At 43.6% G+C, this 25456-nt stretch carries 31 protein-coding genes; 5 read left to right on the forward strand and 26 right to left on the reverse strand.

The window, feature by feature from the left end; all coding sequences use genetic code 11:
- Positions 1-79: 79 nt before the first annotated feature.
- From AC25CA_RS16605 to proB, 3 genes are read right to left on the reverse strand one after another with little or no spacing between them, the layout of a single operon-like run.
- Positions 80-412: a thioredoxin family protein gene (locus tag AC25CA_RS16605; protein ID WP_486814963.1), complete on the reverse strand. Its 333-nt coding sequence runs from the start codon at positions 410-412 to the stop codon at positions 80-82.
- A 42-nt stretch (positions 413-454) separates the two neighbouring features.
- Complete coding sequence (locus AC25CA_RS16610) at positions 455-1699, reverse strand: glutamate-5-semialdehyde dehydrogenase (RefSeq protein WP_486814964.1); 1245 nt, start codon at positions 1697-1699, stop codon at positions 455-457.
- A complete protein-coding gene (gene proB, locus AC25CA_RS16615) occupies positions 1700-2503 on the reverse strand; it encodes a glutamate 5-kinase (RefSeq protein ID WP_486814965.1) in 804 nt (267 codons plus the stop codon).
- A 132-nt stretch (positions 2504-2635) separates the two neighbouring features.
- On the opposite strand from proB, the gene AC25CA_RS16620 reads away from it, so the two are divergent.
- The gene (locus AC25CA_RS16620; RefSeq protein WP_486814966.1) at positions 2636-3208 is read left to right on the forward strand and encodes a hypothetical protein; all 573 of its coding nucleotides are present in this window, start codon (positions 2636-2638) and stop codon (positions 3206-3208) included.
- A gap of 80 nt (positions 3209-3288) precedes the next feature.
- On the opposite strand, the gene AC25CA_RS16625 is transcribed toward AC25CA_RS16620, so the two are convergent.
- Positions 3289-4206 carry a nucleoside hydrolase gene (locus tag AC25CA_RS16625; protein ID WP_486814967.1) on the reverse strand — a complete coding sequence of 306 codons (918 nt, stop codon included), beginning with the start codon at positions 4204-4206 and terminating at the stop codon, positions 3289-3291.
- Between the two features lie 9 nt (positions 4207-4215).
- Positions 4216-5301 (reverse strand): GGDEF domain-containing protein, encoded by a 1086-nt coding sequence (locus AC25CA_RS16630; RefSeq protein WP_486814968.1) that lies wholly within the window; start codon positions 5299-5301, stop codon positions 4216-4218.
- 95 nt (positions 5302-5396) lie between these two features.
- Here AC25CA_RS16630 and AC25CA_RS16635 point away from each other — a divergent pair, with 95 nt between their 5' ends.
- From AC25CA_RS16635 to AC25CA_RS16650, 4 genes are read left to right on the forward strand one after another with little or no spacing between them, the layout of a single operon-like run.
- Complete coding sequence (locus tag AC25CA_RS16635; protein WP_486814969.1) at positions 5397-6083, forward strand: response regulator transcription factor; 687 nt, start codon at positions 5397-5399, stop codon at positions 6081-6083.
- A complete protein-coding gene (locus AC25CA_RS16640) occupies positions 6080-7426 on the forward strand; it encodes a sensor histidine kinase (protein WP_486814970.1) in 1347 nt (448 codons plus the stop codon). Before AC25CA_RS16635 ends, AC25CA_RS16640 begins: the two co-directional genes overlap by 4 nt.
- Positions 7427-7471: 45 nt before the next feature.
- Entirely contained in the window at positions 7472-7666 is a 195-nt protein-coding gene (locus tag AC25CA_RS16645; protein WP_486814971.1) for an SHOCT domain-containing protein, read from the forward strand.
- The gene (locus tag AC25CA_RS16650; RefSeq protein WP_486814972.1) at positions 7663-8031 is read left to right on the forward strand and encodes a hypothetical protein; all 369 of its coding nucleotides are present in this window, start codon (positions 7663-7665) and stop codon (positions 8029-8031) included. Before AC25CA_RS16645 ends, AC25CA_RS16650 begins: the two co-directional genes overlap by 4 nt.
- Positions 8032-8060: 29 nt before the next feature.
- On the opposite strand, the gene AC25CA_RS16655 is transcribed toward AC25CA_RS16650, so the two are convergent.
- From AC25CA_RS16655 to AC25CA_RS16755, 21 genes are all read right to left on the reverse strand, one after another.
- Entirely contained in the window at positions 8061-9236 is a 1176-nt protein-coding gene (locus tag AC25CA_RS16655) for a hypothetical protein (RefSeq protein WP_486814973.1), read from the reverse strand.
- Positions 9237-9330: 94 nt separating this feature from the next.
- A complete protein-coding gene (pyrE, locus tag AC25CA_RS16660; RefSeq protein WP_486814974.1) occupies positions 9331-9909 on the reverse strand; it encodes an orotate phosphoribosyltransferase in 579 nt (192 codons plus the stop codon).
- A 9-nt stretch (positions 9910-9918) separates the two neighbouring features.
- The gene (locus AC25CA_RS16665; protein WP_486814975.1) at positions 9919-10818 is read right to left on the reverse strand and encodes a dihydroorotate dehydrogenase; all 900 of its coding nucleotides are present in this window, start codon (positions 10816-10818) and stop codon (positions 9919-9921) included.
- Positions 10793-11527, reverse strand: coding sequence for a dihydroorotate dehydrogenase electron transfer subunit (locus AC25CA_RS16670; protein WP_486814976.1), 735 nt, complete (start codon positions 11525-11527; stop codon positions 10793-10795). The genes AC25CA_RS16665 and AC25CA_RS16670 overlap by 26 nt, the downstream gene beginning before the upstream one ends.
- Positions 11518-12375, reverse strand: coding sequence for an orotidine-5'-phosphate decarboxylase (gene pyrF, locus AC25CA_RS16675; RefSeq protein WP_486814977.1), 858 nt, complete (start codon positions 12373-12375; stop codon positions 11518-11520). The genes AC25CA_RS16670 and pyrF overlap by 10 nt, the downstream gene beginning before the upstream one ends.
- Complete coding sequence (locus tag AC25CA_RS16680; protein WP_486814978.1) at positions 12362-13519, reverse strand: dihydroorotase; 1158 nt, start codon at positions 13517-13519, stop codon at positions 12362-12364. Before AC25CA_RS16680 ends, pyrF begins: the two co-directional genes overlap by 14 nt.
- Positions 13516-13956, reverse strand: coding sequence for an aspartate carbamoyltransferase regulatory subunit (locus AC25CA_RS16685; RefSeq protein ID WP_486814979.1), 441 nt, complete (start codon positions 13954-13956; stop codon positions 13516-13518). The genes AC25CA_RS16680 and AC25CA_RS16685 overlap by 4 nt, the downstream gene beginning before the upstream one ends.
- On the reverse strand, positions 13949-14869 hold the full coding sequence (gene pyrB / locus AC25CA_RS16690; RefSeq protein WP_486814980.1) for an aspartate carbamoyltransferase: 921 nt from the start codon (positions 14867-14869) through the stop codon (positions 13949-13951). Before pyrB ends, AC25CA_RS16685 begins: the two co-directional genes overlap by 8 nt.
- A 211-nt stretch (positions 14870-15080) precedes the next feature.
- Entirely contained in the window at positions 15081-15593 is a 513-nt protein-coding gene (locus AC25CA_RS16695) for a GNAT family N-acetyltransferase (RefSeq protein WP_486814981.1), read from the reverse strand.
- Between the two features lie 7 nt (positions 15594-15600).
- Positions 15601-16323, reverse strand: coding sequence for a sugar isomerase domain-containing protein (locus tag AC25CA_RS16700; protein WP_486814982.1), 723 nt, complete (start codon positions 16321-16323; stop codon positions 15601-15603).
- A gap of 104 nt (positions 16324-16427) precedes the next feature.
- Positions 16428-17159 carry a GntR family transcriptional regulator gene (locus AC25CA_RS16705; protein ID WP_486814983.1) on the reverse strand — a complete coding sequence of 244 codons (732 nt, stop codon included), beginning with the start codon at positions 17157-17159 and terminating at the stop codon, positions 16428-16430.
- A gap of 18 nt (positions 17160-17177) precedes the next feature.
- A complete protein-coding gene (locus AC25CA_RS16710) occupies positions 17178-17924 on the reverse strand; it encodes a sugar isomerase domain-containing protein (protein ID WP_486814984.1) in 747 nt (248 codons plus the stop codon).
- Between the two features lie 12 nt (positions 17925-17936).
- A complete protein-coding gene (locus tag AC25CA_RS16715; protein ID WP_486814985.1) occupies positions 17937-18683 on the reverse strand; it encodes a sugar isomerase domain-containing protein in 747 nt (248 codons plus the stop codon).
- 42 nt (positions 18684-18725) lie between these two features.
- A complete protein-coding gene (locus AC25CA_RS16720) occupies positions 18726-19997 on the reverse strand; it encodes a neutral/alkaline non-lysosomal ceramidase N-terminal domain-containing protein (RefSeq protein WP_486814986.1) in 1272 nt (423 codons plus the stop codon).
- 12 nt (positions 19998-20009) lie between these two features.
- Complete coding sequence (locus AC25CA_RS16725; protein WP_486814987.1) at positions 20010-20495, reverse strand: PTS sugar transporter subunit IIB; 486 nt, start codon at positions 20493-20495, stop codon at positions 20010-20012.
- Positions 20495-20890, reverse strand: coding sequence for a PTS sugar transporter subunit IIA (locus AC25CA_RS16730; protein ID WP_486814988.1), 396 nt, complete (start codon positions 20888-20890; stop codon positions 20495-20497). Before AC25CA_RS16730 ends, AC25CA_RS16725 begins: the two co-directional genes overlap by 1 nt.
- 73 nt (positions 20891-20963) lie before the next feature.
- Complete coding sequence (locus tag AC25CA_RS16735) at positions 20964-21773, reverse strand: PTS system mannose/fructose/sorbose family transporter subunit IID (RefSeq protein ID WP_486814989.1); 810 nt, start codon at positions 21771-21773, stop codon at positions 20964-20966.
- Entirely contained in the window at positions 21766-22515 is a 750-nt protein-coding gene (locus AC25CA_RS16740) for a PTS mannose/fructose/sorbose/N-acetylgalactosamine transporter subunit IIC (RefSeq protein ID WP_486814990.1), read from the reverse strand. Before AC25CA_RS16740 ends, AC25CA_RS16735 begins: the two co-directional genes overlap by 8 nt.
- A gap of 89 nt (positions 22516-22604) precedes the next feature.
- A complete protein-coding gene (murQ, locus tag AC25CA_RS16745) occupies positions 22605-23486 on the reverse strand; it encodes an N-acetylmuramic acid 6-phosphate etherase (RefSeq protein ID WP_486814991.1) in 882 nt (293 codons plus the stop codon).
- Between the two features lie 78 nt (positions 23487-23564).
- Positions 23565-24059 (reverse strand): DUF4446 family protein, encoded by a 495-nt coding sequence (locus AC25CA_RS16750; RefSeq protein WP_486814992.1) that lies wholly within the window; start codon positions 24057-24059, stop codon positions 23565-23567.
- Positions 24060-24067: 8 nt separating this feature from the next.
- Positions 24068-25210 (reverse strand): aminotransferase class V-fold PLP-dependent enzyme, encoded by a 1143-nt coding sequence (locus AC25CA_RS16755; RefSeq protein ID WP_486814993.1) that lies wholly within the window; start codon positions 25208-25210, stop codon positions 24068-24070.
- Between the last annotated feature and the right edge of the window lie 246 nt (positions 25211-25456).

Consider the following 25456-nt stretch of genomic DNA (forward strand, 5'->3'; position numbering starts at 1 on the left):
CCTTCCTTTTCCTCTTACCGATTTCTTACCCGATTTCTTACCCGATTTGACAAAAATGACGCCTCTCGGCGTCATTTCCTTATTCGTCTCGCTTATTAATTTCTATAATTCGTTCGATCATCTGATCAAGCTCTTCCAATCGCAAAAATCGTCCCGCCTCATACACCCTTTGTCCATCGAAATACACATGAATAGTTGGGGCGGCAAAGACTTGATAATGCCCTCTCGCTTTCGGTACATCCTCAATCATCACAAGTCTCAAATCCATCTCTGCTTGATCTTGATAATGTGTTACTACCTCTTGACGCATGGATTTACATACCGAACAAGACTCCGAAGCAAAATAAACCAAGCGAAAACCCGATTCCGCTATAAATTCTTCAATTTCCTCTATTTTTAATAATGATTTCATGATCGTCCTCCTGAAACCATTATACCCAATAGGGGTATAGTGTCAACCTCTGATCTGACCACTCCCATAAATAATATACTTGGTTGTTGTCAATGCCTCAACACCCATTGGACCTCGGGCATGAAGCTTTTGCGTTGATATGCCAATCTCTGCACCAAAACCGAATTCCGATCCATCGGTAAATCGTGTAGAAGCATTCACGTAAACCGCTGCCGCATCCACTTCGTTTAAGAATTTTTGCGATGCAGAATAGTTTTCTGTTAAAATTGCTTCCGAATGTTTGGTACTATAGGTCGCGATATGCTCAATTGCCGCTTCCAATGTCGGTACAATGCGAATCGCCAGTTTCAAGTCCAAATATTCATTGGCCCAGTCCCATTCAGTGGCTGGAATAATCGCATCATTAAATTCGCAAACCCGTTCATCTCCATGCATTTCCACACCGTTTGCTTCCAACTCCTTAATCATGGCAGGGAGAAATTCATCGGCTACAGATTCATGGACCAAAAGCGTTTCCAGTGCATTGCAAACGCCCGGACGCTGAACTTTCGCGTTGATGACAATCGCATTTGCTTTTTCAAGATCCGCGCTTTCATCCACATAGGTATGGCAATTGCCAACGCCTGTCTCGATTACCGGCACACTGGCATTCGCAACCACAGATTTGATCAATCCAGCACCGCCTCTAGGAATCAATACATCCAGATATTCATTCAATTGCATCAATTCACGCGCCGTTTCACGGGATGGATCTTCTAGCATCTGCACCGCTTCCGGAATCGATCCGGCAATCGTCAAAGCCTCTTTGATAATCTTGACGAACACTTGGTTGGTTTCAAAAGCCTCTTTTCCGCCCCGCAGAATTACAGCATTACCCGATTTGAAACTCAAAGCAAAAGCATCTACCGTTACATTGGGTCTTGCTTCATAAATCATGCCCAAGACACCAATCGGCACTCGTTTTTGACCGTAGACCATGCCATTAGGATGTGTCCTCATCCACAAAACCTCGCCTACAGGATCATTCAAAGCCGCTGTTTGACGAACACCTTCCGCAATCCCTTCAATACGATCCTCTGTCAGCAAGAGACGATCCAAAAGGGACCCCCTTACACCATTCTCCTCTGCTTTTTCCATATCCTTTGCATTGGCCGCCAAAATTGCTTCCTTATTTCCCAATAATGCTTCCGCAACAGCCTTCAAGGCTTGATTCTTTTCTTCACTTCCCAATATCGCCATTTTCAACGACGCTTTCTTGGCCAGTTTTCCCAAATCTTTTACACTCATTTATTCTCCTCCTCCATGAAACCAGGTACCGATGGCTTTGCCATCCAGAATCTCAAATAATTGATCAATATTCTCTCCAGACGAAATAATCGTCTCAATGCCGGTTTTCTTTGCAATCTTTGCGGCAATCACCTTGGTCGCCATCCCCCCGGTTCCCTGGCTGCTTCCCGGTCCTCCAGCAATTTCCTGAATTTCCGGTGTAATCTCCGTCACCTCTTGAATCAGTTTCGCTTTCGAGTTCTTCCTCGGGTCCTGATCATACAAACCGGCGATATCCGATAAAATCACCAATACATCCGCCGACAACAAGCCTGCCACAATTGCCGACAGGGTATCATTGTCACCAAAACGACTCTCTTCGATTTCCTCCGTGGAAATCGTATCATTCTCATTGACAATAGGTATTGCACCCATGGATATGAGTGTTTGGAAAGTCCGCTTCGCATTTTCGCTTTTAATCGGATGATCCACCACGTCCTTGGTCAAAAGGATCTGAGCAATGGGTTGATTATAGGTGGAAAAAAAGTTTTCATAGACCTGCATCAATCCCCCTTGTCCCACTGCTGCAACGGCCTGGGTTTCCGCCAATGTTTTGGGTCGTTCACTCAAACCCAATCGGCCCATGCCAAATCCGATGGCACCAGAAGATACGAGTACGACCTCCTTGCCGGATCGCTGTAGATCTGATAAAACAAAGGCCAAACGCTCAATTTTTCTTAGATTCATCCCGCCTTGCGGGTGGGTTAATGAAGAGGTTCCAATCTTCACGACAATCCGTTTACATGCCTGAATTCGCTTGCGCATAACGACTCCTTAAATTGCGAATATTTTGCTTATTACTATATCACACTAAAGTGCGATAAACAAGAAACCCCTTTGACATCTCGAGCTTGATTGTCTACACTGAAGAAGATGATAAATTAAGGAGAAGATGGAATGACTACACACGCCCTAACAATTTGTGTCGATATTGATGGTACCTTAACGCAACCCTACGCCTGGCTTGAATATACTGCCGAGGTCTATAACAAAACAATCACTTCAGAAATGTACCAGACTTGCTATACAGCAAAAGCCTTGGGTATCGAATCAAAAGAATATGCAAATTTCTATCTCGCAAATGGAAAAACTTTTTACTACGACTTATGTACCATGCGTCCCTATGCAAACCATGTGATGAATGTATTTGATCAAAAACATCGGCTTCATATCGTCACTTCACGAGAAAAACAATTTGCCGATATCACCCAACAATTACTGACCGATCAACAAATTCCAGGAACGCTTCATGTGCTTGAAAGTTTTGACAAGGTAACGCCAGCAAAGAAATTAGGCTGTCAATTATTTATTGAAGACAATCTTGAAATTGCAAGTTCCTTAGCAGAAGCCGGATTTCCCGTCCTCTTAATGGATTGTGCCTACAATCGTAAGCCCTTGCATCAACTGATTCGTCGAGTATCCGACTGGGAAGAAATCGAATCAATCGTTCATTCCATGTCTCATGAATAGAAAAAAGAGCCGATCTCCTGGGATCGGCTCTTTTTGCAAGCACTTATCAAACACGCTTTTTATCCATTTTTTTGTCTCTTTTACGCTTTTGCAATGGCCGAATGAACCAGCTTTATAATTCGATCACGATCTACGCCCTCATAAACCAATACATTCCGTTCTTCTGCGGGTGCCCGAAAATTCGCAATTGTTTGTCCCCGACCAGGACCCCAACCCGTATCCACTGTAACCTTGGCCATGCGGCCTGTAAAGGCTTCTGCTTCCATTAGAGACGCTACGGCACAGGTATCGTGCATCTGATCCACCTCAAGCCCCATACGCTTTGCAAAGGCAGCATGGTACCATAGAAATTTTGCTGCCGTTTTCGCACGATCACTATCTAATGATTCAATGGCTTCAATCTCTCGATCTTGAATAAACATCTGAAACGTTAAATTTAATCCACTCATACGAATCGGCAATCCCGAAGAAAATACAATCTGAGCCGATTCCGGATCATGGCCTACATTGGCTTCCGCTACTGCTGAAATATTTCCAAAACTCGTCGATCCACCCATAATCGCAATTTCCTCGATGCGGTCCTTCACTTGAGGATACATCCGCAACAACAAACCAATATTGGTCAAGGGACCAATTGCGATTAAGGTGATTTTTTCCTCACTTGCCATCAAGGTGTTTTTGATCCATTCCACCGCATGAGTCGATTCGGCTTTCCTCTCTGCCTTTGGCAAAATCACCTCACCCAGTCCATTAGGCCCATGAACAAAATCAGCAATTGTCAGGGGTTGAATCAGAGGACGCCCTGCGCCCTTTGCCACTGGAATCTCTGGCCGACCATAAAAAGCAAGAAGATCCAACGCGTTTTTTGTCGTTACTTCAATACGATGGTTTCCCGCCACCGTCGTTACCCCTAAAATTTCATATTCCGACTGACAAAGCAACAAAAGAGCAATTGCATCGTCTAATCCTGGATCACAATCAAAAATAACTTTTTTCATTATTCCCTCCTAATACACCATGGTATGATTCTTCCCCTTAGCCTTAGCTTCATACAAATAGCTGTCCACCCGCTTCATAATCACTTCAAAATTATCATCACGAGAAATTTCCGTCACACCAAAGCTACAGGTTACCACACGATTTTCAGCCATAAATTCCTTTTCAATTTCGATTCGAATCCGTTCTGCGACAGAATAAGCTTCTAACTTTCCAGCATAAGGCATCAAAATAATAAACTCTTCTCCTCCCCAACGGGCAAGAATATCTTTTTCCCGCACCATACTGCGGGCGATCTCCGAGACCTTCTTTAAAACGCGATCACCCTCCATATGCCCAAATTCATCATTCACTTTTTTAAAATTATCGATGTCAAACATAATGGTCGCAACACGTTCATCCTCGATGCTCGCTAAATACTTCATCAACTCATCATCAAATTTTTGACGGTTATAGATCTCTGTCAGGGGATCCATATCCAACATTTGTTTCAGATTCAAACTATTTACATATTGTTTTCTTTGGTAAATATTACCTCTTACCGCATTGATATAACTAAGTCCAATGATAATACCAATATATAAAAACCATGCAACGGCCTGATATCCTGCCGGCTGATACATGCTGACCGCATGAAAAACAAATGCAAGTCCAGAAATTCCTGTTGAAATCAGATGATAAACCGCAGAATTCGGAATAAGAAAAATACCCAAAATAATACAAATCATACCCAAAAACTGAATCATAAGATCTCCGCTCTTTTGATAAACTACAAACATTTGAACAAAGAGCAGACTGACCGCAATCTCAGTCAAAAGCATTATTATGGGATACAAAGTAAATCCCGTTCCAAATCGCAGCCAAAGATATAAAATCACCATCAAGCCCACGAAAAGAGAACGATTTAAAAAAGCCCAAACAAAATCAGCATGGGGACGAAGAAAGAACCAGTCTGGAATTAAAAAAAACGCATATAAAATGGCCATCAACAAAAGAATTCTTTTCAAGAACTCCTTTGAGCTTTCAAAAAACTGATCAAAATACACCTTTTCGATTGCATTGTTCTGAAAAATACCCAGCAATTGATTGATCTCCATGATCATCCCTCCCACTTTTACCTATTATATCAAAAGTACCAGTACCTTTCATTAGTCCTTCACAAATCCATGGTAAAATAAAATTGGAGGGAACAATGAATAAAATTTTATTAATCGATGATGAAAAAAAACTAATGGAAGTTTTGGTCGCTTATGTGAAGCAATCCGGATTTATACCGATACCCGCCTATACCGGAACAGAAGCCCTCAAACTCTTCCACGATGAAAAACCCGCTCTTATTGTTTTAGATCTTATGCTCCCTGATTTAAACGGTGAAGATCTCTGTCGACAGATTCGCCTAGTCTCCTCAGTTCCAATCATTATGTTGACCGCCAAAGGACAACTAGAGAATCGTTTAACCGGGCTTCAACTGGGTGCTGACGATTACTTGGTAAAACCAATCAGTCCTAAAGAATTGATCCTTCGTATCCAAAACCTCCTTCGGCGCAGCCAGTTCGGCACACCCTTGGGAACAATTTTTCTATCGAAAGACTTTTGGATTGACCTGGAAGCGGAACAAGTTTTCAAGAATAATCAAGAGATCCATTTGACACCGATTGAATTTCAACTCCTCTCTTTTCTTATTCGAAATCCAAATAGGCCTCTCCGTCGCAGCTTAATCATTGAAAAAGCATTAGGTTATGACTACGAAGGAGACGAAAGAACCATTGATGTTCACATCAAAAACCTTCGCAAGAAACTTGAAGATGATCCAAAATCTCCAAAACTGCTTGTTACGGTCTTCGGAAAAGGCTATCGATTTGAGGTGACGCCATCATGAAGAAAAATTTTTCTTTTTCTAGAATCCTTTTTAGCGCATTTTTGCTCATTGCCATCATCATTCTATCGAGCGCATTGATTCTTGAACACTCTATTTTTACGCAAACTTTCGGGGATTACCTGCAAGATCAATCCATCTCAGAAGATCTTGACTGGGTCTCCTTTATCGAAACTTCCCTTGCTGCAGGAAATGATCCTACTCTCAATCTTCAACGGGCGGCTATGATGAATGATCTTCGGTTCACTTTTCTGGATGAATCGGGAACTATTGTCGGCTTGATCGACTCGAGCTCTATGGGTATGGGACATATGCAAGGCGACACTCTTAACCTGATTGACAGAGAATACCCCCTGGAAAACACTATTTTTGCAAAGGTTCGGATCGGACGTCCTGAAACAGCGATTCTTTCCTTGCCGGAAGCAAGCTTCCGAAAAAATCTGAATCAAGGGTATCTGCTGATTGGCATTTTCAGTTTCCTTCTTGCAGGAGTCATCGCCTACTGGCTGAGTCAACGGGTTTCAAAGCCCATTCAGTCTTTGGAACATTATGCAAACTCCATTGCAAACCAAAATTGGGACGAACAACCCCCAGCATCAAGTTCATTGAAAGAGGTGTCTTCTCTTCGTGAGTCCTTGATTCATTTATCGTCTCGCTTAAAGGCTCAAAATGACTTGAGGCAGCAATTGACCACCAACATGTCCCATGAACTGAGAACCCCCTTGAACGTCCTCTTGAATCAAATCGAAGCTATTCACGATGGCATCCTCCCCTTAACACCGGAGCGAAGCAACTCCTTAATTCAGGAAGTGCATCGGCTAAGCCGAATGGTTTCCCAAATTGAACACCTAAACAATCTTGAACAAAAAATAGAAAAGCGTTTCGAGCCTGTCAATCTGGCTGTTGTCCTGCATGAATTGGCAGAGGCATATCGCCCTTTGTTCGAAGAGCGCAAGATTCTATTCGAGATTGATTCTCCAGATTCTCTTGTCATCAATACGCAGGAAGACACAATCCGGCAAATCCTTTTCAATCTATTGGAGAATGCCTTGCGCTATACATCCGAATCCGGGCACGTGCACGTTTCTGCAAAAAAAGAAAATCAAGAAATCCAAATTACCATTCACGACAATGGCATCGGCATTCCAGAAGAAGCGCTGCCTCATATCTTCGACCGCTTTTACCGAGTAGATCCCGCTAGAGCCAAGGAAACCGGTGGGTCCGGTTTAGGCTTGTCAATCGTCAAGGAATTGTTGCAGACGATAAACGGCACCATCACTTGTGAAAGCCAAATTCATATAGGCACCAAATTTACGATTCGTCTCCCCATCAAATCTCTTCACTAAATTTTCATATCTGTCCTTTATACTGATTGTAAAGGAGGGGATTTCATGATGTTTTTATGGCTCTTTGTAATCGGTGGAATCATCTGGTATTTGACTGTCAAAGGTTCTCCACCCCGAAACAATAATGGGTATCGATCATCTCAGGCCAAAGAAATTCTCGATCAGCGCTTTGCAAAGGGTGAAATCGATGAATCCACCTACCAGAAAATGAAGATTCGACTTGAGGAGGAAGAAAGATGAAAAAATGGGTAATTATTGCATTGATTATTGCTTTAGCTTCCGTTCCGTTCGTATCGGCTTTTGCCGATGAGATCCAAAGCAACGAGCAGGAACAACGGTTTTTACTTCGCATGGAAAGCAATCGAGAGTATATTCAAAAATTGCTTGATGCCAAATTGATTACAGAAACAGAAGCGGAAGAACGACTCGCCTTTTTAGACGAGCGAATTGCGGATGTCATGGAAAATGGCTTTGAAACCTCTCGATTCGGTACCCATCATGGTGCCGATTATAACCGAGGCGATCAAAGCTTCAATGGCTACAGCGGCATGCACGGTCGTGGCGGTCGAGCTTTCGGCGGCTATGGCGGAGGATTTTGTCACTAAATGCAAAAGGCGCCCTAACGGGCGCCTTTCTACTGCACTTTTTCATAATAGAGTCGCGTGCGATTTGTTTCTCGGGTTGAATCTCCGGAACGAACTTGAATACGAAAAATTCCCGGCTGCATGGAAGTCCAATTCCACTCAAAGTCTTGATCAATTTCCATTCGTTCATCGTAAATCGTCACAAACTCCGAACCTTGCCATGCCTCAACCAAAAAATCCACCCACTCGTCTTCCGTCGTTCCCTTAATTGTCATGGGTTCTTGACCTTTTGTATAGAACAACTCAGGAGATTCCAGCGTAAACGTTTCCCAAGGTCCCGATTGCCCAATGTGTATCTCTCCACTCTCTCCATGAAATTCCAAGTTAAGCGGATAAATGCCAAGCGGTCTTTCCTGAAAATACACCCATGCATCCCCCGTCCATGCTGTACCAGGAGTCAAAACCGCGCTTCGAAACTCCAAGGTATAGAGCCATCCCTGACCCCGAAAGAAAGAATCAAACCGCTCTTGTTCTTTTTTTTGATTGGTCACTCGGATTCCCGGTGAGTCATCCAAAACCTCTTGATTACCCGCCTCTGGCTGCACCCTCAGCGTGAGAACCGCTTCATCTCCTTTGCTCTCTACCTGAATTTGATCCGGCAGACTCCATCCCCATTCAATCAGGGTCAATTCTCTTGATTCCGGATCCCACCAACTCTGCAGGCCGAACAAGGCCTCCGCATCCCACTGCGAGACCATCCAATTTTTATCCTCAAATTGTAGGGGTTTTTTTAGCTTATAAGGCGGACCGTGCTCTCCCAAAAATATCCGCTGAACATTGCCTTCATCAAATTGGTATTGCAGATTTCCCTTTTCAATCGACTTCCCATCACTCGTTGAACAAGTCCAGCCGAACCGATCCGCAATCTTGGACAAATCAAAATACGGAACGCCTTCAACGTATCGTCCAATCTCATCTTGCTCATTGAAAATTTCTTCCTCACCAAATTCAAAAGCAAGCTTTGTTTCCACAAAATAGGTCCCCAGAGCCTGTGCCGTTTCCGGCTCCCCATTATCCACCAAAACCATTTCTGGAGCATCTTGGATCGTTTGTTCCTCTTCTATGGGTGTGGGTGCCTGATCTGTACTGCTGTCAGACGCGTCTTTGCATCCACAAAAAAGGAGAACAACTAAACAAATCCAGATTAAAACTTTAATCTTATCCATCGAACTCCCTCCTTTTTCCCATTCTAACATAAAAAGAAGGGGCATATACCCCTTCAATGGTTAAACCCTATATTTTATTGAACTGCTATTTCTTCTATTTTTTCATTTCTCTCGATCCCGGTTTCACCAATTCGATCTCGCCTGCCTTGCAAAGTGGACACTCATTCGGTTCATAAGATTCAATGGCCAATTCAATCGCCGCATAGACTGGAAAATCCAAATCAAATCCTGCGGGTCTCCTGTCAGCAATACATGCCAAACCAACCACAAGGCCGCCCAACTTTTCCAAGGCCTTTTTCGTCTCGACCGTCGATTTGCCTGTCGTTACAACATCCTCAGCAATGATGATCCTGGCACCCGGTTTCAGTTGAAATCCGCGTCTAAGTTGCATCTCTCCGTCTTTTCTTTCCGTAAATAATGCTTCTTTGCCACATTGTCGACCCAACTCGTAGGCAACAATCACGCCGCCCATGGCAGGTCCTACAATCACATCCACCTCAAGCTCGTTTACCATCTTGGCAACTGGCTCCAAAACCTTGGCTGCTTGATCTGGAAAACGTAAGACCTTTGCGCATTGTACATATTCACCGGAATGCCGTCCTGAAGACAATAGGAAATGTCCCTCTAAAAATGCTTCCGTTTCCTTTAAAATTGCTTTGATATCGTTCATCATTTGCCTCCTTTAGACAATTCCAATAATCTCTTCAAGTGATTGGACCCCTTCTTTTTCCATCCACATTTCTAACTCGGTTGGAATTTGAAAGATCTGATCCGGATTTGTAAAAAATGCGGTTCCAATTTGTACGGCACTTGCGCCAGCCATCAGAAACTGTATGACTTCATCGGCATTGCTAATACCGCCCATCCCGACAATCGGAATGTTCACTGCCTTGGCCGTTTGATGGACCATGCGAAGGGCAATCGGTCGAATCGCAGGTCCAGAAAGCCCTGCATAGGTATTATTAAATACAATTTCTCGTGACTTAGTGTCAATCGCCATGGCTTGCACCGTGTTGATCAAGCTGATGGCATCGGCACCTCCCGCTTGGCAGGCCTTGGCAATTTCGCCAATATTTCCTACGTTCGGAGACAGCTTCACCATCAGACGCTTCTGAGTCGTCATGCGAACTGCACGAGTAATCCGCTCCGCACTTTTTGCTTCCGTACCAAAGGCCATACCGCCCGCTTTGACATTCGGACAAGAAATGTTCAATTCCAAAATATCATAATCGCAATGTTCCAATCTTCGAATACCTTCCAAATAAGTTTCCAGGGTGCTTCCCCCCAGATTCACCACAGAAATCAGGTTTCGATCTTGAATGCGTGGCCAGATCTTCCTAGCAAAGGCATCAACACCTGGATTTTCTAGACCAACGCTGTTCATCATCCCTGCTGGTGTTTCCCACACACGAATGCCGTCATTGCCATCTCGTGGATCCAAGGTGAGTCCCTTGTAGCTGATCCCGCCTAGCTTTTCAATATCGTAGTGTTCCGCATATTCCTCGCCAAAACCAAAGGTACCGGATGCCGCAATGATGGGGTTCTTCAGTTCCAGATCAAGAAATTTTATCTTCGTCTTCATAAAAAATTTCCTCCCCTTCAAATACTGGACCATCCTTGCAGGTCTTTTTGTTGCCACTTTTCGTTTTGCAGGTACAGACCAGACAAGCGCCAATACCACATGCCATTCGCTTTTCTATGGAAACATAGCTTGGAATTCCCGCTTGGTGCGCCATCTTAACCACGGCTTCCATCATGGGATGGGGGCCACAGGTAAGAACTGCATCATAATCTCTGATATTTAATCCGTTCGTCACAAGACCCCCAACCACAAATTGCGTATTGGTAGCGGCTTGATTGAATTCTTTTTCCAAATAGATTTTTTCTGCAAAACCCAATCGCAAATCAACCTCTTGTCCTTTTGCCTTTAAGACTTTTGCCGTTGCGTGGAGCGGTGCATTGCCAAGGCCTCCACCAATCAACAAGATCTTCCCTTCTACTTCCGGGAATCCATTCCCGAAAGGACCCTGAAGCTGGAGTTTGTCGTTCACCTTTAGTTTCGCTAAAATCTCTGTCCCTTTTCCAACAATCTTGAAGACAAATTCAACCTTTCCTTCACTATAATCAAATACACTGATAGGCCTGCCCAAAAGCGGCGCTTCCTGCCATGCTCGCAGCAAGTAGAATTGTCCGGGGTTTGGCCTTGTTTCTGTCGCAACCGTCAAATGGACGATTGCTTCACCCACCTCTTGAATCGATAGGACATTTCCTGCCGTCCCGTCTACACCCATTGCAAGATCTCCTCTCGCATGGCTTCTGTCTTGGCTTGAATCACCTTGGCAAAATCAGCGCCCTCTTCCACACCCTGATGGGCGGTAATGAGTCCTCTGGAAGAATTGACCACCATACAGCGGGATTTCGTCAACACCCTTGCCAAGTCTTTCCCTGTTCCACCCTGTGCGCCGTATCCCGGCACAAGGAAGAAGGTGTGAGGCATAACCGCTTGAATCTCTTCAAAGGCTTCAGGCGCTGTTAATCCAACAACCGCGCCGATGGCATTGAAATTCCCTTGGCGAGGCAGTCTTCCACCCCATTCTTCAATCTTGCGAGCCACTTCCAGATAAAGCGGTCCTTGATCCGTCTTTAACTCTTGAAAATCAACCGCCGATGGATTCGAGGTCCGCAAAAGGGCAAAAAGTCCTTTGCCCTGCTCTTCTATGTGTGGGAAGTATGGTGTAATCGCATCCTCTCCCATATAAGCATTCACGGTCATAATATCCGACTCAAAGTCTCCACTAAAATGGCCTTGGGCATACATGCCCGCAGTGGATGCAATATCGCCACGCTTCACATCGGCAACCACGATATTTCCCCGTTCTCTCGCAAATTCAAGGGTTCTCGCATAGGCTCTAAGTCCTTCTAAACCAAGGGCTTCATAGCAAGCAATCTGCACCTTGAAGCAGGCAACAGCCTCTTCTGTATGCAAAATAATTTCTTTATTAAATTGAAAGATTTTTTCTTCTCTCGATAATCCTTTGTCATTCTTTAATATCTCAGGCAAATAGGCTTCTCGAACATCAAGGCCCAAACAAACCGGACCCTTTTCCTCACTTCTAATGGCTAATTCATGCATTTTCATCAATTCGTTCTCCCTTCCGGATCGTTTGCTCGATCACACCCAAGACCTTATCGCCTACAAAAGGCGTATTATCTGATTTTGAATAGAATGTATTTAGGATCCGTGGCTGGTCTGGACGTAGAAACACGAAATTCGCTTCCTTACCAACTTCCAGCCTTCCTTCAGCATTTCTTCTGTCAGCGCCCAAGATTGCAGCAGGATTCGCGCTCATCCATTTGCTGATCTCGCATAAGGATGCATCCGGTAGCGCCGTTCTAACCAGTGAGAATGCTGCATCATAGCCAGTAATTCCCGGTGATCCCGCAGCCTTGTCTTCTTCCGTGTGCGGCGCATGATCTGTCGCGACACAATCGATGCTACCGTCTTTCAAACCATCCATCAAGGCCTGTCGATCTACTTCAGTGCCAAAGGGCGGATTCACCCGATATGTTTCGTTGGCGCAGTATAAATGATGAGGTGTTACCTCGCAGGTCACTTTCACTCCTCTTTTTTTCGCCGATCGAATCAGATCAACCGACTCTTTTGTACTGACATGACAAATATGAAGATTGCCGCCAACCGCCTCAGCCAACAAAAGATCTCGACGGATCATTTCCTCTTCCGGTTCCTGATGAACCATGAGTAAAAAATCATGCTTTAGTGAGTCCTCCAAGGCTTTGACCATAACACTTGGGCGATCAATGGGTTTGCCATCATTGGAAAAGAGTCGAGTCAGTGGGCGAATCGCAGTATAGTCTACCGGACTTTCTCCGAATCCGATTGTAAGAGCTGAAACCTGCAGGTATTCTGCTTGCCCAAGCCTCCGTGCCTTTTCCTGGTTGGCCTGAATCAGTTCCGCCTCATCGCAAATCGGCGTCGTATTGGCCATGGCAACCACCAGACCGAAACCGCCCTTTGCAGCGGATTGAATGCCGGATTGTATGGTTTCTTTTCGTTCCTGTCCCGGCTCTCGAAAATGACCGTGAAGATCGATAAAGGATGGCATGCAGGTAAGTCCCCATCCATCAAAATCCCCTTCTTCACTCTCCTTTCTAATGGATGAGCGGAGCACAATTTTTTCGATTTTTCCTTCTTCGTTAACCCACAAGTCTCCAAATGAGTCTACATTTGCATCCACAAGATGCAAATTTATATATTTCTTCATCCCAAATCTCCTTCCACAAATTGCGTTGGAGAATCGCAGTAACTGCATCGGTATGTTTTATTCTCTTCGTTTGCCAGATAAAATACTGGCGCATCCACCTTTTCGTATTGGGTAATACATCGGGGGTTTTTGCATTTTAGAATGCCCTCTACGCGTTTGGGCAAGGCTAGGCGAATCTTCTTTGTTCGATTTCCATTGTCGATCACATTGATCGTCGCATGAGGATCAATCAACCCCAAGACTTCCAGGTCCAAGTTAATGTGATTCTCGATTTTAATCACATCTTTCTTGCCCATTTTTTGACTGGGCACATTTCGCATAAGAATAACCACGTCATTTAGTTCATCGAGCTTCAGCTGTCGAAAGATTCGATAACCGCTGCCGGCTGCAATATGATCGATGACCAATCCTTTTTTGAGCTTCGATACATTAATCATTTTCAATCACCCCCAAGACTTTCATCAGTAAAGCCATTCGTACAATCATTCCATAATGAGCCTGTTCAAAATACTTGGCTCTTGGGTCTTGATCAACCTCTACCGAGATTTCATTGACACGCGGCAGGGGATGAAGAATCATCGCATCCGGTTTTGCCTTTTCCATCTTGGCTGCATCAAGAATGTAAATATCCTTCAATCGAAGGTACTCTTCTTCCGATACAAAGCGTTCCCTTTGCACCCGTGACATATACAGAATATCTAGTTGGCCCATGACGGCTTCCATATTTTTCGTTTCTTCAAAACTTGCATGGGTGATTTCATCCTTCACATAGCTTGGCAATTGCAACTCATCGGGAGAGATAAAGACAAATTGAATGCCATCATATCGATTCATGGCGCGGATCAAAGAGTGAATGGTGCGTCCGAATTTCAAGTCTCCGCACACCCCGATGGTCAGGTTTTCAAGTCTGCCTTTTTCCTGTCGAATAGTCAAAAGATCCGTCAGGGTTTGGGTTGGATGCTGATGCCCGCCATCACCGGCATTGATCAATGGCTTGTTGGAAGACTCCGACGCCAGCTTTGCAGAACCCTCTCGCGGGTGTCGCATAACAATCGCATCTGCATAGGCGCAGATGGTTCGAATCGTATCCGACAGGGTTTCACCCTTGGCTGCTGAAGATGCATTGGGATCATCAAAACCAATAATGGATCCGCCCAAACGCAACATGGCTGCTTCAAAAGAAAAGCGAGTTCGTGTGGATGGTTCGTAAAACAGCGTTGCCAATAATTTCCCTTTGCATACATCCGCGTAGGTTTCTGGTGACGCAATTATTTTCTCTGCCAATTGGAAGATTGCCTCCAATTCCTCTACCGAAAAATCTCTTGGTTCTATCAAATGTCTGCCAATCATAAAATCCTCCTTCTTTGCCTCTCAGGGCAAAATTAAAAATGGATAAAAAAAGACCTTCCTTGAAAATCAAGAAAGGTCGTAAATAGCCGCAAATAAATAGTATTTTCCTAATGCGTCAACCTTTCCAGTCTCTCGTACTGATTTAAAGATTCACTTACTGCGGTAATCATATCTCAATTGGATCATTTCTGTCAACCGAAATCTCCCTTTTTTACGGAATTTTTCGTCTCATTAAATACTCATGCATTTCTTCTCTTGGATTCTCGATTTGATGAGAAAAATGAAAGCCTGCTTTCTCATAAGCACGAATCGCCCGTTTATTTTCTGGTTCTGGTCCAATCACAGCAATCTTCTCCGAAAAATAAATTGGAAGTACCTCTTCCACAAACACTTTCAACATCTTACTCCCAAGCCCTTTGTTGACCCGCTCAGAGTCTCCAATAAACAGATCAATTCCTACACTATCCCTAATTCCCACCTGAGTCGCATATGCCAGATAATCGCTTATGGAATAAGCTTGCAAAAAACCAATCGCTTCTCCATCCAAAATCGCAATCCTTGTAAGCTTTGGTGATGTCCCTTTCACACAAGGCAAGTATTTTTCTTCGATTCGAGCCAGATTAATACTCCCCTTTGTATACCAACGTTTCACTTCATCATTATTCATCCATTGGAACAGCAGGGGAAAATCTCCTTGTTCAAGTTTTCGAAATCTCCAATTCATAAAACACCTAGATATGTTTCACGCGTCCTACATACTTCTCATAGAGCGCATCATTATTAAAGCCATCAACATTTTGGCTGGCAAATACCGGAAGTGAATGACCCTCTGCCGCCAAAGCCATCATCGCTTCATTAACAATCACATTAATGGTTGCTACCCCAGAAATCGTTGAACCTGGTGCAGTAGGCACTCCACCGACCTCCATCATCGCATCGCCAAACGGCACACAAGAATCAATCACAAGATCTGCACATTCAAATAATCGCTTTCCACTTGGATGGCGGCTCGTAATTTGCTCGGATTGCTTCAAATTTGTCAAAGCAATTACCTTCAATCCCTCTTTCTGTGCACGCATAGCCATTTCAATCGGCATCGCGTTTCTACCAGAGTTTGAAATAATAATCATAATATCACCCGAACGAATATCATATTGGTCATAGAGAATATCCGCTAGACCTGGTAATTTCTCAAGAGCGCCACTTCGTCTTGCCCCATTTGATGTCAATACATCCGGATCCAACATGGCATTAACATTGGCTAAACCTCCGGCACGAACAAACATTTCAATCCCAATCATATGTGAATGTCCCGTTCCAAATACGTGAATCATCCGATCTTCCCGAATATTGTCCGCAACCCACTCTGCTGCCAATTTCATCTGTTCACCTTGTTCTTGATCAATTTTTTCTAACAATGCAATTGCATGTTTCATATAAGTAAAATTTGCCATTTTTCATTCCTCCACTTTGCTCTTCATCCAATAAGTTATTCCCCTTTTCGAAAAAGACTGTTTTCTGCATGAATTTATGACAAGCATATCTTTGACATAACTCTCTATCGATCTAGGGTGATTTCGTATCGATACCGATCGCTCCGGTACACCGTCTTGGTATACTCAATAATCTTTCCGCTCTTCACAAAAGTTGTCCGTCTAAATAACAATCCCAAAGCCTTCTCTTCCTGATTCAAGAGTTCAGAATCATAATCGTTGATAATTAACGGTTCTATCGTTTGCTTGGCATAAGCCAATGTAAAACCATATTGCTTCTCAACCAGAGTATAGAACGACTTGTTATCAATCATCTCTCCTGTCAAATCCGGAAAGAGCGCCTTGGGAACATGGATACTCTCAATGCTAATTGGCTCTCCATCGGATGTACGCAAGCGGCGTGCCTTGATAATCAAGCTCCCCTCCGGGATCTGAAGACGCTGTGCGTAAATCTTGGTGGCGGGTTTGACTTCAAAATCAAGAAGCCTGGTTTCCGTCCGCTTGCCACGACTCTTGTTGTCTTCCGTAAATCCAACGAGTTTCGAAATTGGCTGATTGATCTTTGGCTCCGCGACAAAAGAACCCCTTCCCTGTTCTCGATAAATGACACCTTCGTTAACCAACACATCGATGGCCTTCCTCGCTGTCATTCGACTGATCCCATGGATCTCGCACAATTCCCGTTCCGGTGGAATTGGATCTCCTGCCTGAAGCTCCATGTTGTCAATCATTTCCAAGATTATATCCTTCAATTGATAGTATAAGGGGATCGGGTTTTCTTTCTGTACCTTTCGCATCGGTTCCTCTCTTCCCGCTTACGAATTCCAACGACCTTCATAAGCTTCTAGTATTTTTTTGTTATGTTCATCTGCACCAGCCACATTATAACTGATTAAAACCGGTGGGACTTGATCATACTCTACCAATCGTTGATAGATTTCAGCCGTCAAAGCTTGAGCAATATAGGCGCCTGTAATGGATGAGATCGAACAAACCTTCATGGGCAGGTCTTCGACTTCCAATAACGCATCACCCGTTGGCCCACAGTTATCAATAACAAGATCGCCCAATTCAAACAACCGCTTGCCACAGGAATGTCGACTCTCAACTGATTGTGTATGTTCCATGCTGGTTACTGCAATAACAGGAAGTCCCATTTCCTTTGCTTTCAGGGTCATATCCAAGATTAAACCATTTCGACCTGAATTCGATACAATAATGAAAGCATCTTCCTTTTGTATATTATACAATCCCCAGAAGGTATCTGCCACTCCTTCTCTTCTTTCAAATTTTCCATCTGTAAATTCTTCATGGGTATATGCGCCCCTCAGCACAAGATCTTGGTTAACAATTCGGTGCATGGGTACCAATCCACCAGCTCGGCAGCTCAATTCCATTGCGAAACAAGCAGAATGTCCACTCCCATAAATATGAATCACACCGCCTTTGTTGATGCGTTCCGCTAGCAATTTCGCTGCTTCTTCGATTACACCCATTTGCGTCTCTTCAATACGATTGACACGCTTCTTTGCTGCCTCTAGAAAACTCTTTGCATTCACCATTTTCTCCACCCCCTAGGCGTTCCAGCGACCGTCATATCGGGCGCAAACTTGATCATTGTGGACATCCGCCCCGTTCACATTGGCACTGATTAAAATCGGTGGCGTAGAGCCCGTCTGCTTCAAGTCTTTAAAAATTTCAGCTGTCAGCATCTGCGCAATATACGCACCTGTAATCGAGGAAATTGAACAAACTTTTATCCCATTACCAACTTCGATCAATGCATCCCCTTCGGGTCCGCAATTGTCGATCACCCAAGGTGTCATTTCATACAACTTCTTACCGCTTTCATGGCGAGATTCCTGGGCCTGACTATGCTCCATGCTGGTAACAACAATTAAGCGATGTCCTTTTGCTTTAATGATCGTTGCCAGTTCCATAATGGTCGGATTGATTCCAGAATTCGAAACCAAAATAAAAGCATCCTTGGGCTCCACTCGATATAGATCCCACAATTGATGAGCAATTTCTGGTGTTCTCTCGATCATCGGGTCTTTCAGTTTCTCTGGATCCAATTTCCCGCGCAGAGCAAGGTCTTGAATACTCATGCGATGCATGGGAACCAATCCACCGGCACGAAATACCAGCTCCATGGCAAAACACTCAGAATGGCCGGTACCAAAAATATGAATGACACCATCCTCTTCAATCACACGGGCAAGTTCTTTCCCCGTTTCAATGATTGCATCCCACTGCGATGTGACTAGCTTTTCTACCCGTTCTTCCGATGCACGAAAAAACACTTCTCCTGACAGTTTCATAAGTCTCCCCCATTTCTTTCACTTGTTATGTTGATAGTACAACTACTCCGATAAAGTGCTACACATTTCCAACAAAATACGTCCTTCTTCTTCTACCCTTTCTGCAATTCCTGGAGCAAATCGACATGATAAGGCTTCATATCCACCCTCTTCAAAGGCCTGTCGATCAGGAAAATACCCCACGATTCCATTGGTATATCCCACAATCCCCGTGATCGCGTAAGGCGACTCTTTCATTAGTCCAGCTGCCGGTCCAGAAAACCATTCCCCATTAACAAAGATCAAGGAACCCTTACCAATATTGATGGCAGCCACTCTTACCGTATGATCCAGCTCATTCAGTACTTGGCTAAGCATTTTTTGAACATATGCACCTTGAAGCTGCGTGTGCACAAGACGCAATTGCGAAGGTTCAGCACCCTTTTGCTTCAGTTTCTCTTCTTTATCAGATGCTTCTTCAATCATCTGATTCAAGGTATCCACCGATGGAAGCTCCCTTACTTTTGGATTTATTTCCCGGGTAAAAATCGAGAACGATTTTTCCTGATGATAGTCCATGTCTTCTAATGCTTCACTCACCTGATCTGCCAATAATTTCCCCAATCGCTCCATCTCATTAAAGCTTTGTTCTTTTCGAACAAACCGCGTGCTGACATCACCGGCCGCACCATTAACAAAGAGAAACTCTCCAGGCTTCGATTTTTCCAAAATACGAATCGCAGCACCTGGATATTCCGCCGATATTTCTAGATTTTCTGCAGAGAGTACCGTCGGATGGCAGTTGTAATTGATAATCGTTGCAAGAGGCTTATCTTCAAGATCAACAAAAGACAAAAGGGTCAATACAACATCACCTTCGTGATCTCCACTTCGCCGACTTCTACCAACACCTGAAAATTTTGTCTGACTCCAACCAGTCTTAACGGCTTGCTTTTGTGCACAAGCCGCACTAGCTGTTGCAAGGGCTGCCTCTTTCACCTGCTGAAAATAATCGTCACTCACCTTCCCGAAGGTATCTTGTTCAATAAAAAGGGGAGCAGAATGTGTATGTGTAGTTGCCAGTAAAACATTCTCAAGTTTCATTTGCAAGGCTTGAGCAATTTCCTTTTGCATAGGCTGATAATAGGCATCATCCATCATTAACAAGTCAAAGGCAAGCAATATGCATTGCTTGCCATCAGCTTTCAGATAAGATGCCCGCACAAATAGATCATCGTGCACACCCCTTGCCTCTCCTTGACGGTCGGCATAGCCGCCTAAAGATATTGGTAGTTGGGGTGTGATGCATGATTTTGAAAATCCAAATTCGAGCATTCTTAACTCCCCCTATAATCCTTTAGCATCCATCAATTTCACAAAGTCCTGCTTGGGATTAGAAGGCATCATTTGAGTTGTCAACGAGCCACCATTCAATTCAGCAATTTTTCGATAAACAGATGCATCCTCTTTTGTGACTGCAATCGATTTTGTTACCATTTCATACTTGGTTCCCGGCAATGGTGCTTGATTGCCCATATTCACTTCAACAGGTCGAATACCTGCTTCCATTAACGCCAAGGCATCTGTACCAAATTTAGCAACAATCATAATCTTCGTCTTTTCATTTTCTTGGATAAACTTGATAGCATCTTCAATACTCAGCACCAAGGTTTTTACACCTCGAGCCGCCATCGGAAGCATCACCGTTTGGATCGGGTCCTTTGATACCTTATCATTCACGACCATAATCAAGTCTGCATTAATTTGTCCAACCCAGGTTGTTGTTACTTGACCGTGAATCAATCGATTGTCAATTCTCATATGCTTTACCATTATTTCACCCCCAAAATTGTTCTTATATCCATAATACCACTTTTCCCTGCTTCCATAACATGCTCAATTAAAGATTCCGAAAATTCGAATCGCATGCCCAATAATTCTAGAAGCATCGGTAGGCTCATTCCCGTAATTACTGGAACACCCTCTTTTGCCAAATACGCGGACGCATTAGAAGGAGAGCCCCCCATTAAATCAACCATTAAGATAACCCCGTCTCCAGTATCAACCTTTTTTGCAACTTCTCTCATTTTTTCCGCTAATAATAGCGGATCATCCTGCGGATTTAAAGCAAGAGCTTGGATTTGTTCTTGTTCTCCCATAATCATTTGAGCGGACTCCAACATTCCCTTTGCCATTCCACCATGGCTTGCTAAAATAATTCCTACCATTTTATCCTCCAAAAATTCTTTATATAAGAAACTCCCTTTACGGCTTGCGTAAAGGGAGCAACCAACTACCTTTTTACAGCACTCCAACTATCGAGCCGACAAATGCGACAACGATCAATGCAAGCAATGTTTTCAAAGGAGAGAATTTTTTGCTTGTGAGTAACCAGTAACTGAAACCAACGAGCAGCAACGGAATCATATAAGGTAGGATTCCATCCAGTACATCTTGCATCGCGATGACCTTTTCGCCACCTTCAAATGCTTTTGTGTAAGCCAAAGGCGTCTTCACTCTTGCCATAATTGATGGAACAAATCCACCGATAACAACAAGACCCAAAATTGTTGCAATTTCAGTCACCTTGTTAATGATGCCTTCGCCAACCATTTCACCAATTAAGCCAATCGACTTCTTATATCCCCAATTAAATAATGGGAATCGAATAGCGAACCAGAAGAATTGTGCGATAAACATTAAAATTGGACCAAAAACACTTCCCTCAGCTGCCAATCCGGCTGCAATTACACCGATGATTGGTCGCATCAATACAGATTGAAGGGTATCACCGATACCAGCAAGAGGTCCCATTAAGCCGATTTTAATGCTTTCGGCTGCGTCTGTTGCATAGCTTTCCTCTAAGGCCGTTGCCGCACCAAAAACGATTGCAGACATAGATGGATGTGTATTGTAGAATTGCATATGACGTTGAACAGCTGCAACTCGCTCTTCATTTGTATCATACAATTTCTCAAATGCCGGGATCAAAGAATATGCGAATCCCAAGGCTTGCATACGTTCATAGTTCCATGACCATTGAAGTGAAATATTATGGCGCAAAGCCATCTTTCTCAGGGTCGCTTGATCTAGCTTTCTCTCATTAGACATTCGCTACACCCCCTCTGTTTTTTGTAATAATGAAGGCTAATGCCAAACCAATAAATGCCAAACCTAATGTTGGAACTCCAAGGTATGCAAATAATGCATAGCCAATTAGTGCATATGGCCAGTTTTTGTTCAAGTTCATCATAGAAAGCAGAAGCGCAAAACCTAAAGCGGGAAGAACACTACCTGTTACTCTCATTCCATGCATAAACCATGCTGGAATCGCATTAACAACATTGTCAATAACCGCTTGACCGGCTAGTACACCCAAGAAAACTGGAATACCACGAGACAAACCCCAAGGAATGGTACCCATCAGATGCCATTTTTCAAGCGACTTCAAGTTTCCTTTTTCCAAGGCTTGTTCTGCACCATGCATAAAGAAGGTCGTTGTTGCACGCCCCAGTACATCCAATTGCGTCATAAATAAGGCCACCGGGATCGCAATCCCTAAACCGAGCTCTGCTGCGTTTGCACCGCCAGCAGCCGCACCGATTGCAGTACCAATAATTGCAGCTGTATTGAAATCTGGAATTGTTGCACCACCGTAAGTCGCCATGCCCAAAGACATCAACGTTAATGTCGCACCAATTTCAAGACCCAATTTCACATCACCAACAACCAGACCTGTGATAAAACCAGAGACCAACGCTTCCGCAGTTCCCCAGCCTGCCAAGGCTCCGATGATGGAGAAGTATGCCCAGATTCCTAAGATCAGAGCAGTTAAAAATCCATAATCACCCATCCAAATAATTCCTCCTTATGATTTTTATTTCACTTGAGACTTTCCAAGTAAAAGACAACGTTTGCATGTGACTCTTAAAAAAAGGAAGCTTACTTGAGCGCTTCCCGTATATATCCATTTTTGGATTCCAGCCGTTTTTTCGCCTCATCAACTCCGCAATCGCAAAGGATCATAACGATCGCTGTTTTCACATGATAATCGCATTGTTGTAAAACATTTTTTGACATTTCTTCATCAGCATCAGTTGCTTGCATGACAATCCGTTCCGCTCGTGTGTAAAGCTTACTATTGGCAGTTTTAACGTCAACCATTAAATTTCCATACACCTTTCCCAAGCGAACCATTGCTGCGGTAGACAGCATATTCAATACCATTTTTTGAGCAGTACCGGATTTCATCCTTGTCGAACCCGTAATTACTTCTGGTCCTACTTCCACGGCAATCTCAATATCAGCTACTGCGCCAATCGGCGTGTTCTTATTGGTCACTAAAGCAATCGTATCAGCACCTACTTCCTTGGCATAAGCTAATCCCGCTAATACATAAGGCGTTCGACCACTAGCAGCAATTCCAACTAAAATATCCTTACCGGTAAATGAAATGTTTTTCAAATCCTTGACTACTTGCTCTGTGGAGTCTTCTGCATTCTCAACTGAATTTGTGAGGGCATGGCTACCACCTGCTATCAAACCTTGCACCAATGAAGGATCTGTCCCGTATGTTGGCGGACACTCCGATGCATCTAGCACACCCAATCGTCCACTTGTTCCCGCCCCTAAATAGATCAGACGCCCTCCATTTTGAATCGCATGGACTGTTTTATCGACCGCCTCTGCGATAAATGGTAATTCTGACTTCACTGCTAAAGAAACGCCTTGATCTTCTTCATTGATAATTGTTACAATCTCTAAACTATTGCAGATATCAATGTCCATTGTTTTAATATTTCGCTTTTCTGTTGACCAGACCATTACGCCACCTCATATTGATATGTTGTATATACCAATATTAGCAAAGAGGAAAGCGCTTGTCAATCCTCTTTGTGAATTTTAAGATAATTTCTTTTTGGCTTGCTGAAGGGCTTGTTCCTCTTCCGGTGTTAATCGTTCATGAGATTTTCCTGCTTCAATCGATTTAAAGTAGACTGAAGAGCCTTCGGCTCCCATATAGAGACTTGAGAGTAGCCAACCATTTTGCTTTGAATCTAAAACAGCCAAAGAAAAACTTAATTCGCGGCCACCATTCTCAAAGGCACGATAGGTTACAATCCCACGATGTTGCAAGGCGCCATTCAAATTTTCCTGTAAATCGCGATCCTTTTTACGCAATGCATAAATTGCTCCATCCACCACCTGATTCCATCGTTGTTGTTTATCAAGAATTTCAATAAAACTGGCTTCCGATTCCGGAAGAATTTGTTGAATCATACGCTGAGTTTTCCGCAGTTTCATCCATAAAATAATTACAATTATCATGAAGACAATCACTATTACGCCAGTTCCTGCCATCCATAAATTACCATACACTTGAAAAAAAGTTTCCATATACACTCCTAAGTCATTTTTTGTATCGCAAGGATCCCCTCTAGCAAGCGATCAATTTCTTCTCTCACATTAAATGCACCAATACTCACACGTAAGGCACCCTGTCCAAGCGTTCCCATTCTTTTATGAATCAAGGGCGCACAATGCAACCCACCACGGGTGACGATCTCAAACTTATCATCCAAAACATAACTGATTTCGGCAGAATCCAAATCTCCAATGTTAAAGGAGACTACCGGTACACGTGGTTGGCCAATTGCTGGACCATAAATTTCTACCCCCGGAATTTTATCCAGTCCCTTCATCAATACCTGTACCAATTCATACTCCTGAATATATAATTTATCCTGTCCCCTTGATTGAACAAAGTCTAAACCCATTTGCAAGCCTAAAATCCCAGGTGTATTCAAAGTACCCGATTCAAATCGATCCGGCATCACATCCGGCTGAATCAGCTCGGACGACCGGCTACCAGTCCCTCCAGTCTTAATCACTGGCAAGCTCTTGGGATCTCGAACATATAGCGCGCCAATCCCTTGAGGACCATATAGACTTTTATGTCCCGTAATGGCCAAAAAATCTATCTTTGTCGTCGCTAAATCAATGGGAATGATGCCAGCAGATTGAGCTGCATCCACCATAAATAACACACCCCTAGCTTTCGTTATGACTGCAACTTCCTCAATTGGCTGAATCGCCCCCGTTACATTAGAAGCATGGGTACAGACGACCAACTTAGTTTGCGGGCAAATTTCTTTCTCAATATCTTTTGGATCGATCCAACCAGAATCGTCCACCGACACATAAGAAACCCTAACGCCACGAGTTTTTGCTAACTCCAGGGGTCGTAAAACTGAATTATGCTCCGTTTCAGTAGCAATTACATGATCTCCATCTTTCAAAAGACCCAAAATCACAAGATTAATGCTTTCTGTTGCATTCGCCGTAAAAATAAAATGCAAAGGATTGATTCCATTGAAAATCTGATTCAAGGATTCTCTCGTTTCATAGATCGCACGATTGGTTCTAAGCCCGAATTCATGTCCCGCACGCCCAGGATTAGCACCATATTTTTTCATTCGATGCCCAATTTCCTGATATAAGATCTCTGGTTTTGGATATGAGGTCGCTGCATTATCAAAATAAATCATTTTTCCACCCTCTCTACCGATTTATTATAGCATATTGCTTTTCATACAAAACAAAAAACCTAGGATTTCTCCTAGGTTTTTTGCTGCTATTCAAGGAACTACTCACGTAGGACTTAAACAACATCAATGCATGTTTATATTAAGGGATTGTAAACTAAGTTAATTGGGAAACAAATTCCCCTCCAGTATATATACTACATCATTAAGAGCAGTCCTGCAACAGCAAAAACACCAAAAATCATGCCC

Source organism: Gottschalkiaceae bacterium SANA (genome assembly GCA_036323355.1).
Lineage (GTDB): Bacteria > Bacillota > Clostridia > Tissierellales > GPF-1 > GPF-1.

Bases quoted from the DNA above. Each gene is read 5' to 3' on its own strand.
- AC25CA_RS16605 (WP_486814963.1), bottom strand. From the start codon at position 412: ATGAAATCATTATTAAAAATAGAGGAAATTGAAGAATTTATAGCGGAA.
- AC25CA_RS16610 (WP_486814964.1), bottom strand. From the start codon at position 1,699: ATGAGTGTAAAAGATTTGGGAAAACTGGCCAAGAAAGCGTCGTTGAAA.
- proB (WP_486814965.1), bottom strand. From the start codon at position 2,503: ATGCGCAAGCGAATTCAGGCATGTAAACGGATTGTCGTGAAGATTGGA.
- AC25CA_RS16620 (WP_486814966.1), top strand. From the start codon at position 2,636: ATGACTACACACGCCCTAACAATTTGTGTCGATATTGATGGTACCTTA.
- AC25CA_RS16625 (WP_486814967.1), bottom strand. From the start codon at position 4,206: ATGAAAAAAGTTATTTTTGATTGTGATCCAGGATTAGACGATGCAATT.
- AC25CA_RS16630 (WP_486814968.1), bottom strand. From the start codon at position 5,301: ATGGAGATCAATCAATTGCTGGGTATTTTTCAGAACAATGCAATCGAA.
- AC25CA_RS16635 (WP_486814969.1), top strand. From the start codon at position 5,397: ATGAATAAAATTTTATTAATCGATGATGAAAAAAAACTAATGGAAGTT.
- AC25CA_RS16640 (WP_486814970.1), top strand. From the start codon at position 6,080: ATGAAGAAAAATTTTTCTTTTTCTAGAATCCTTTTTAGCGCATTTTTG.
- AC25CA_RS16645 (WP_486814971.1), top strand. From the start codon at position 7,472: ATGATGTTTTTATGGCTCTTTGTAATCGGTGGAATCATCTGGTATTTG.
- AC25CA_RS16650 (WP_486814972.1), top strand. From the start codon at position 7,663: ATGAAAAAATGGGTAATTATTGCATTGATTATTGCTTTAGCTTCCGTT.
- AC25CA_RS16655 (WP_486814973.1), bottom strand. From the start codon at position 9,236: ATGGATAAGATTAAAGTTTTAATCTGGATTTGTTTAGTTGTTCTCCTT.
- pyrE (WP_486814974.1), bottom strand. From the start codon at position 9,909: ATGATGAACGATATCAAAGCAATTTTAAAGGAAACGGAAGCATTTTTA.
- AC25CA_RS16665 (WP_486814975.1), bottom strand. From the start codon at position 10,818: ATGAAGACGAAGATAAAATTTCTTGATCTGGAACTGAAGAACCCCATC.
- AC25CA_RS16670 (WP_486814976.1), bottom strand. From the start codon at position 11,527: ATGGGTGTAGACGGGACGGCAGGAAATGTCCTATCGATTCAAGAGGTG.
- pyrF (WP_486814977.1), bottom strand. From the start codon at position 12,375: ATGAAAATGCATGAATTAGCCATTAGAAGTGAGGAAAAGGGTCCGGTT.
- AC25CA_RS16680 (WP_486814978.1), bottom strand. From the start codon at position 13,519: ATGAAGAAATATATAAATTTGCATCTTGTGGATGCAAATGTAGACTCA.
- AC25CA_RS16685 (WP_486814979.1), bottom strand. From the start codon at position 13,956: ATGATTAATGTATCGAAGCTCAAAAAAGGATTGGTCATCGATCATATT.
- pyrB (WP_486814980.1), bottom strand. From the start codon at position 14,869: ATGATTGGCAGACATTTGATAGAACCAAGAGATTTTTCGGTAGAGGAA.
- AC25CA_RS16695 (WP_486814981.1), bottom strand. From the start codon at position 15,593: ATGAATTGGAGATTTCGAAAACTTGAACAAGGAGATTTTCCCCTGCTG.
- AC25CA_RS16700 (WP_486814982.1), bottom strand. From the start codon at position 16,323: ATGGCAAATTTTACTTATATGAAACATGCAATTGCATTGTTAGAAAAA.
- AC25CA_RS16705 (WP_486814983.1), bottom strand. From the start codon at position 17,159: ATGCGAAAGGTACAGAAAGAAAACCCGATCCCCTTATACTATCAATTG.
- AC25CA_RS16710 (WP_486814984.1), bottom strand. From the start codon at position 17,924: ATGGTGAATGCAAAGAGTTTTCTAGAGGCAGCAAAGAAGCGTGTCAAT.
- AC25CA_RS16715 (WP_486814985.1), bottom strand. From the start codon at position 18,683: ATGAAACTGTCAGGAGAAGTGTTTTTTCGTGCATCGGAAGAACGGGTA.
- AC25CA_RS16720 (WP_486814986.1), bottom strand. From the start codon at position 19,997: ATGCTCGAATTTGGATTTTCAAAATCATGCATCACACCCCAACTACCA.
- AC25CA_RS16725 (WP_486814987.1), bottom strand. From the start codon at position 20,495: ATGGTAAAGCATATGAGAATTGACAATCGATTGATTCACGGTCAAGTA.
- AC25CA_RS16730 (WP_486814988.1), bottom strand. From the start codon at position 20,890: ATGGTAGGAATTATTTTAGCAAGCCATGGTGGAATGGCAAAGGGAATG.
- AC25CA_RS16735 (WP_486814989.1), bottom strand. From the start codon at position 21,773: ATGTCTAATGAGAGAAAGCTAGATCAAGCGACCCTGAGAAAGATGGCT.
- AC25CA_RS16740 (WP_486814990.1), bottom strand. From the start codon at position 22,515: ATGGGTGATTATGGATTTTTAACTGCTCTGATCTTAGGAATCTGGGCA.
- murQ (WP_486814991.1), bottom strand. From the start codon at position 23,486: ATGGTCTGGTCAACAGAAAAGCGAAATATTAAAACAATGGACATTGAT.
- AC25CA_RS16750 (WP_486814992.1), bottom strand. From the start codon at position 24,059: ATGGAAACTTTTTTTCAAGTGTATGGTAATTTATGGATGGCAGGAACT.
- AC25CA_RS16755 (WP_486814993.1), bottom strand. From the start codon at position 25,210: ATGATTTATTTTGATAATGCAGCGACCTCATATCCAAAACCAGAGATC.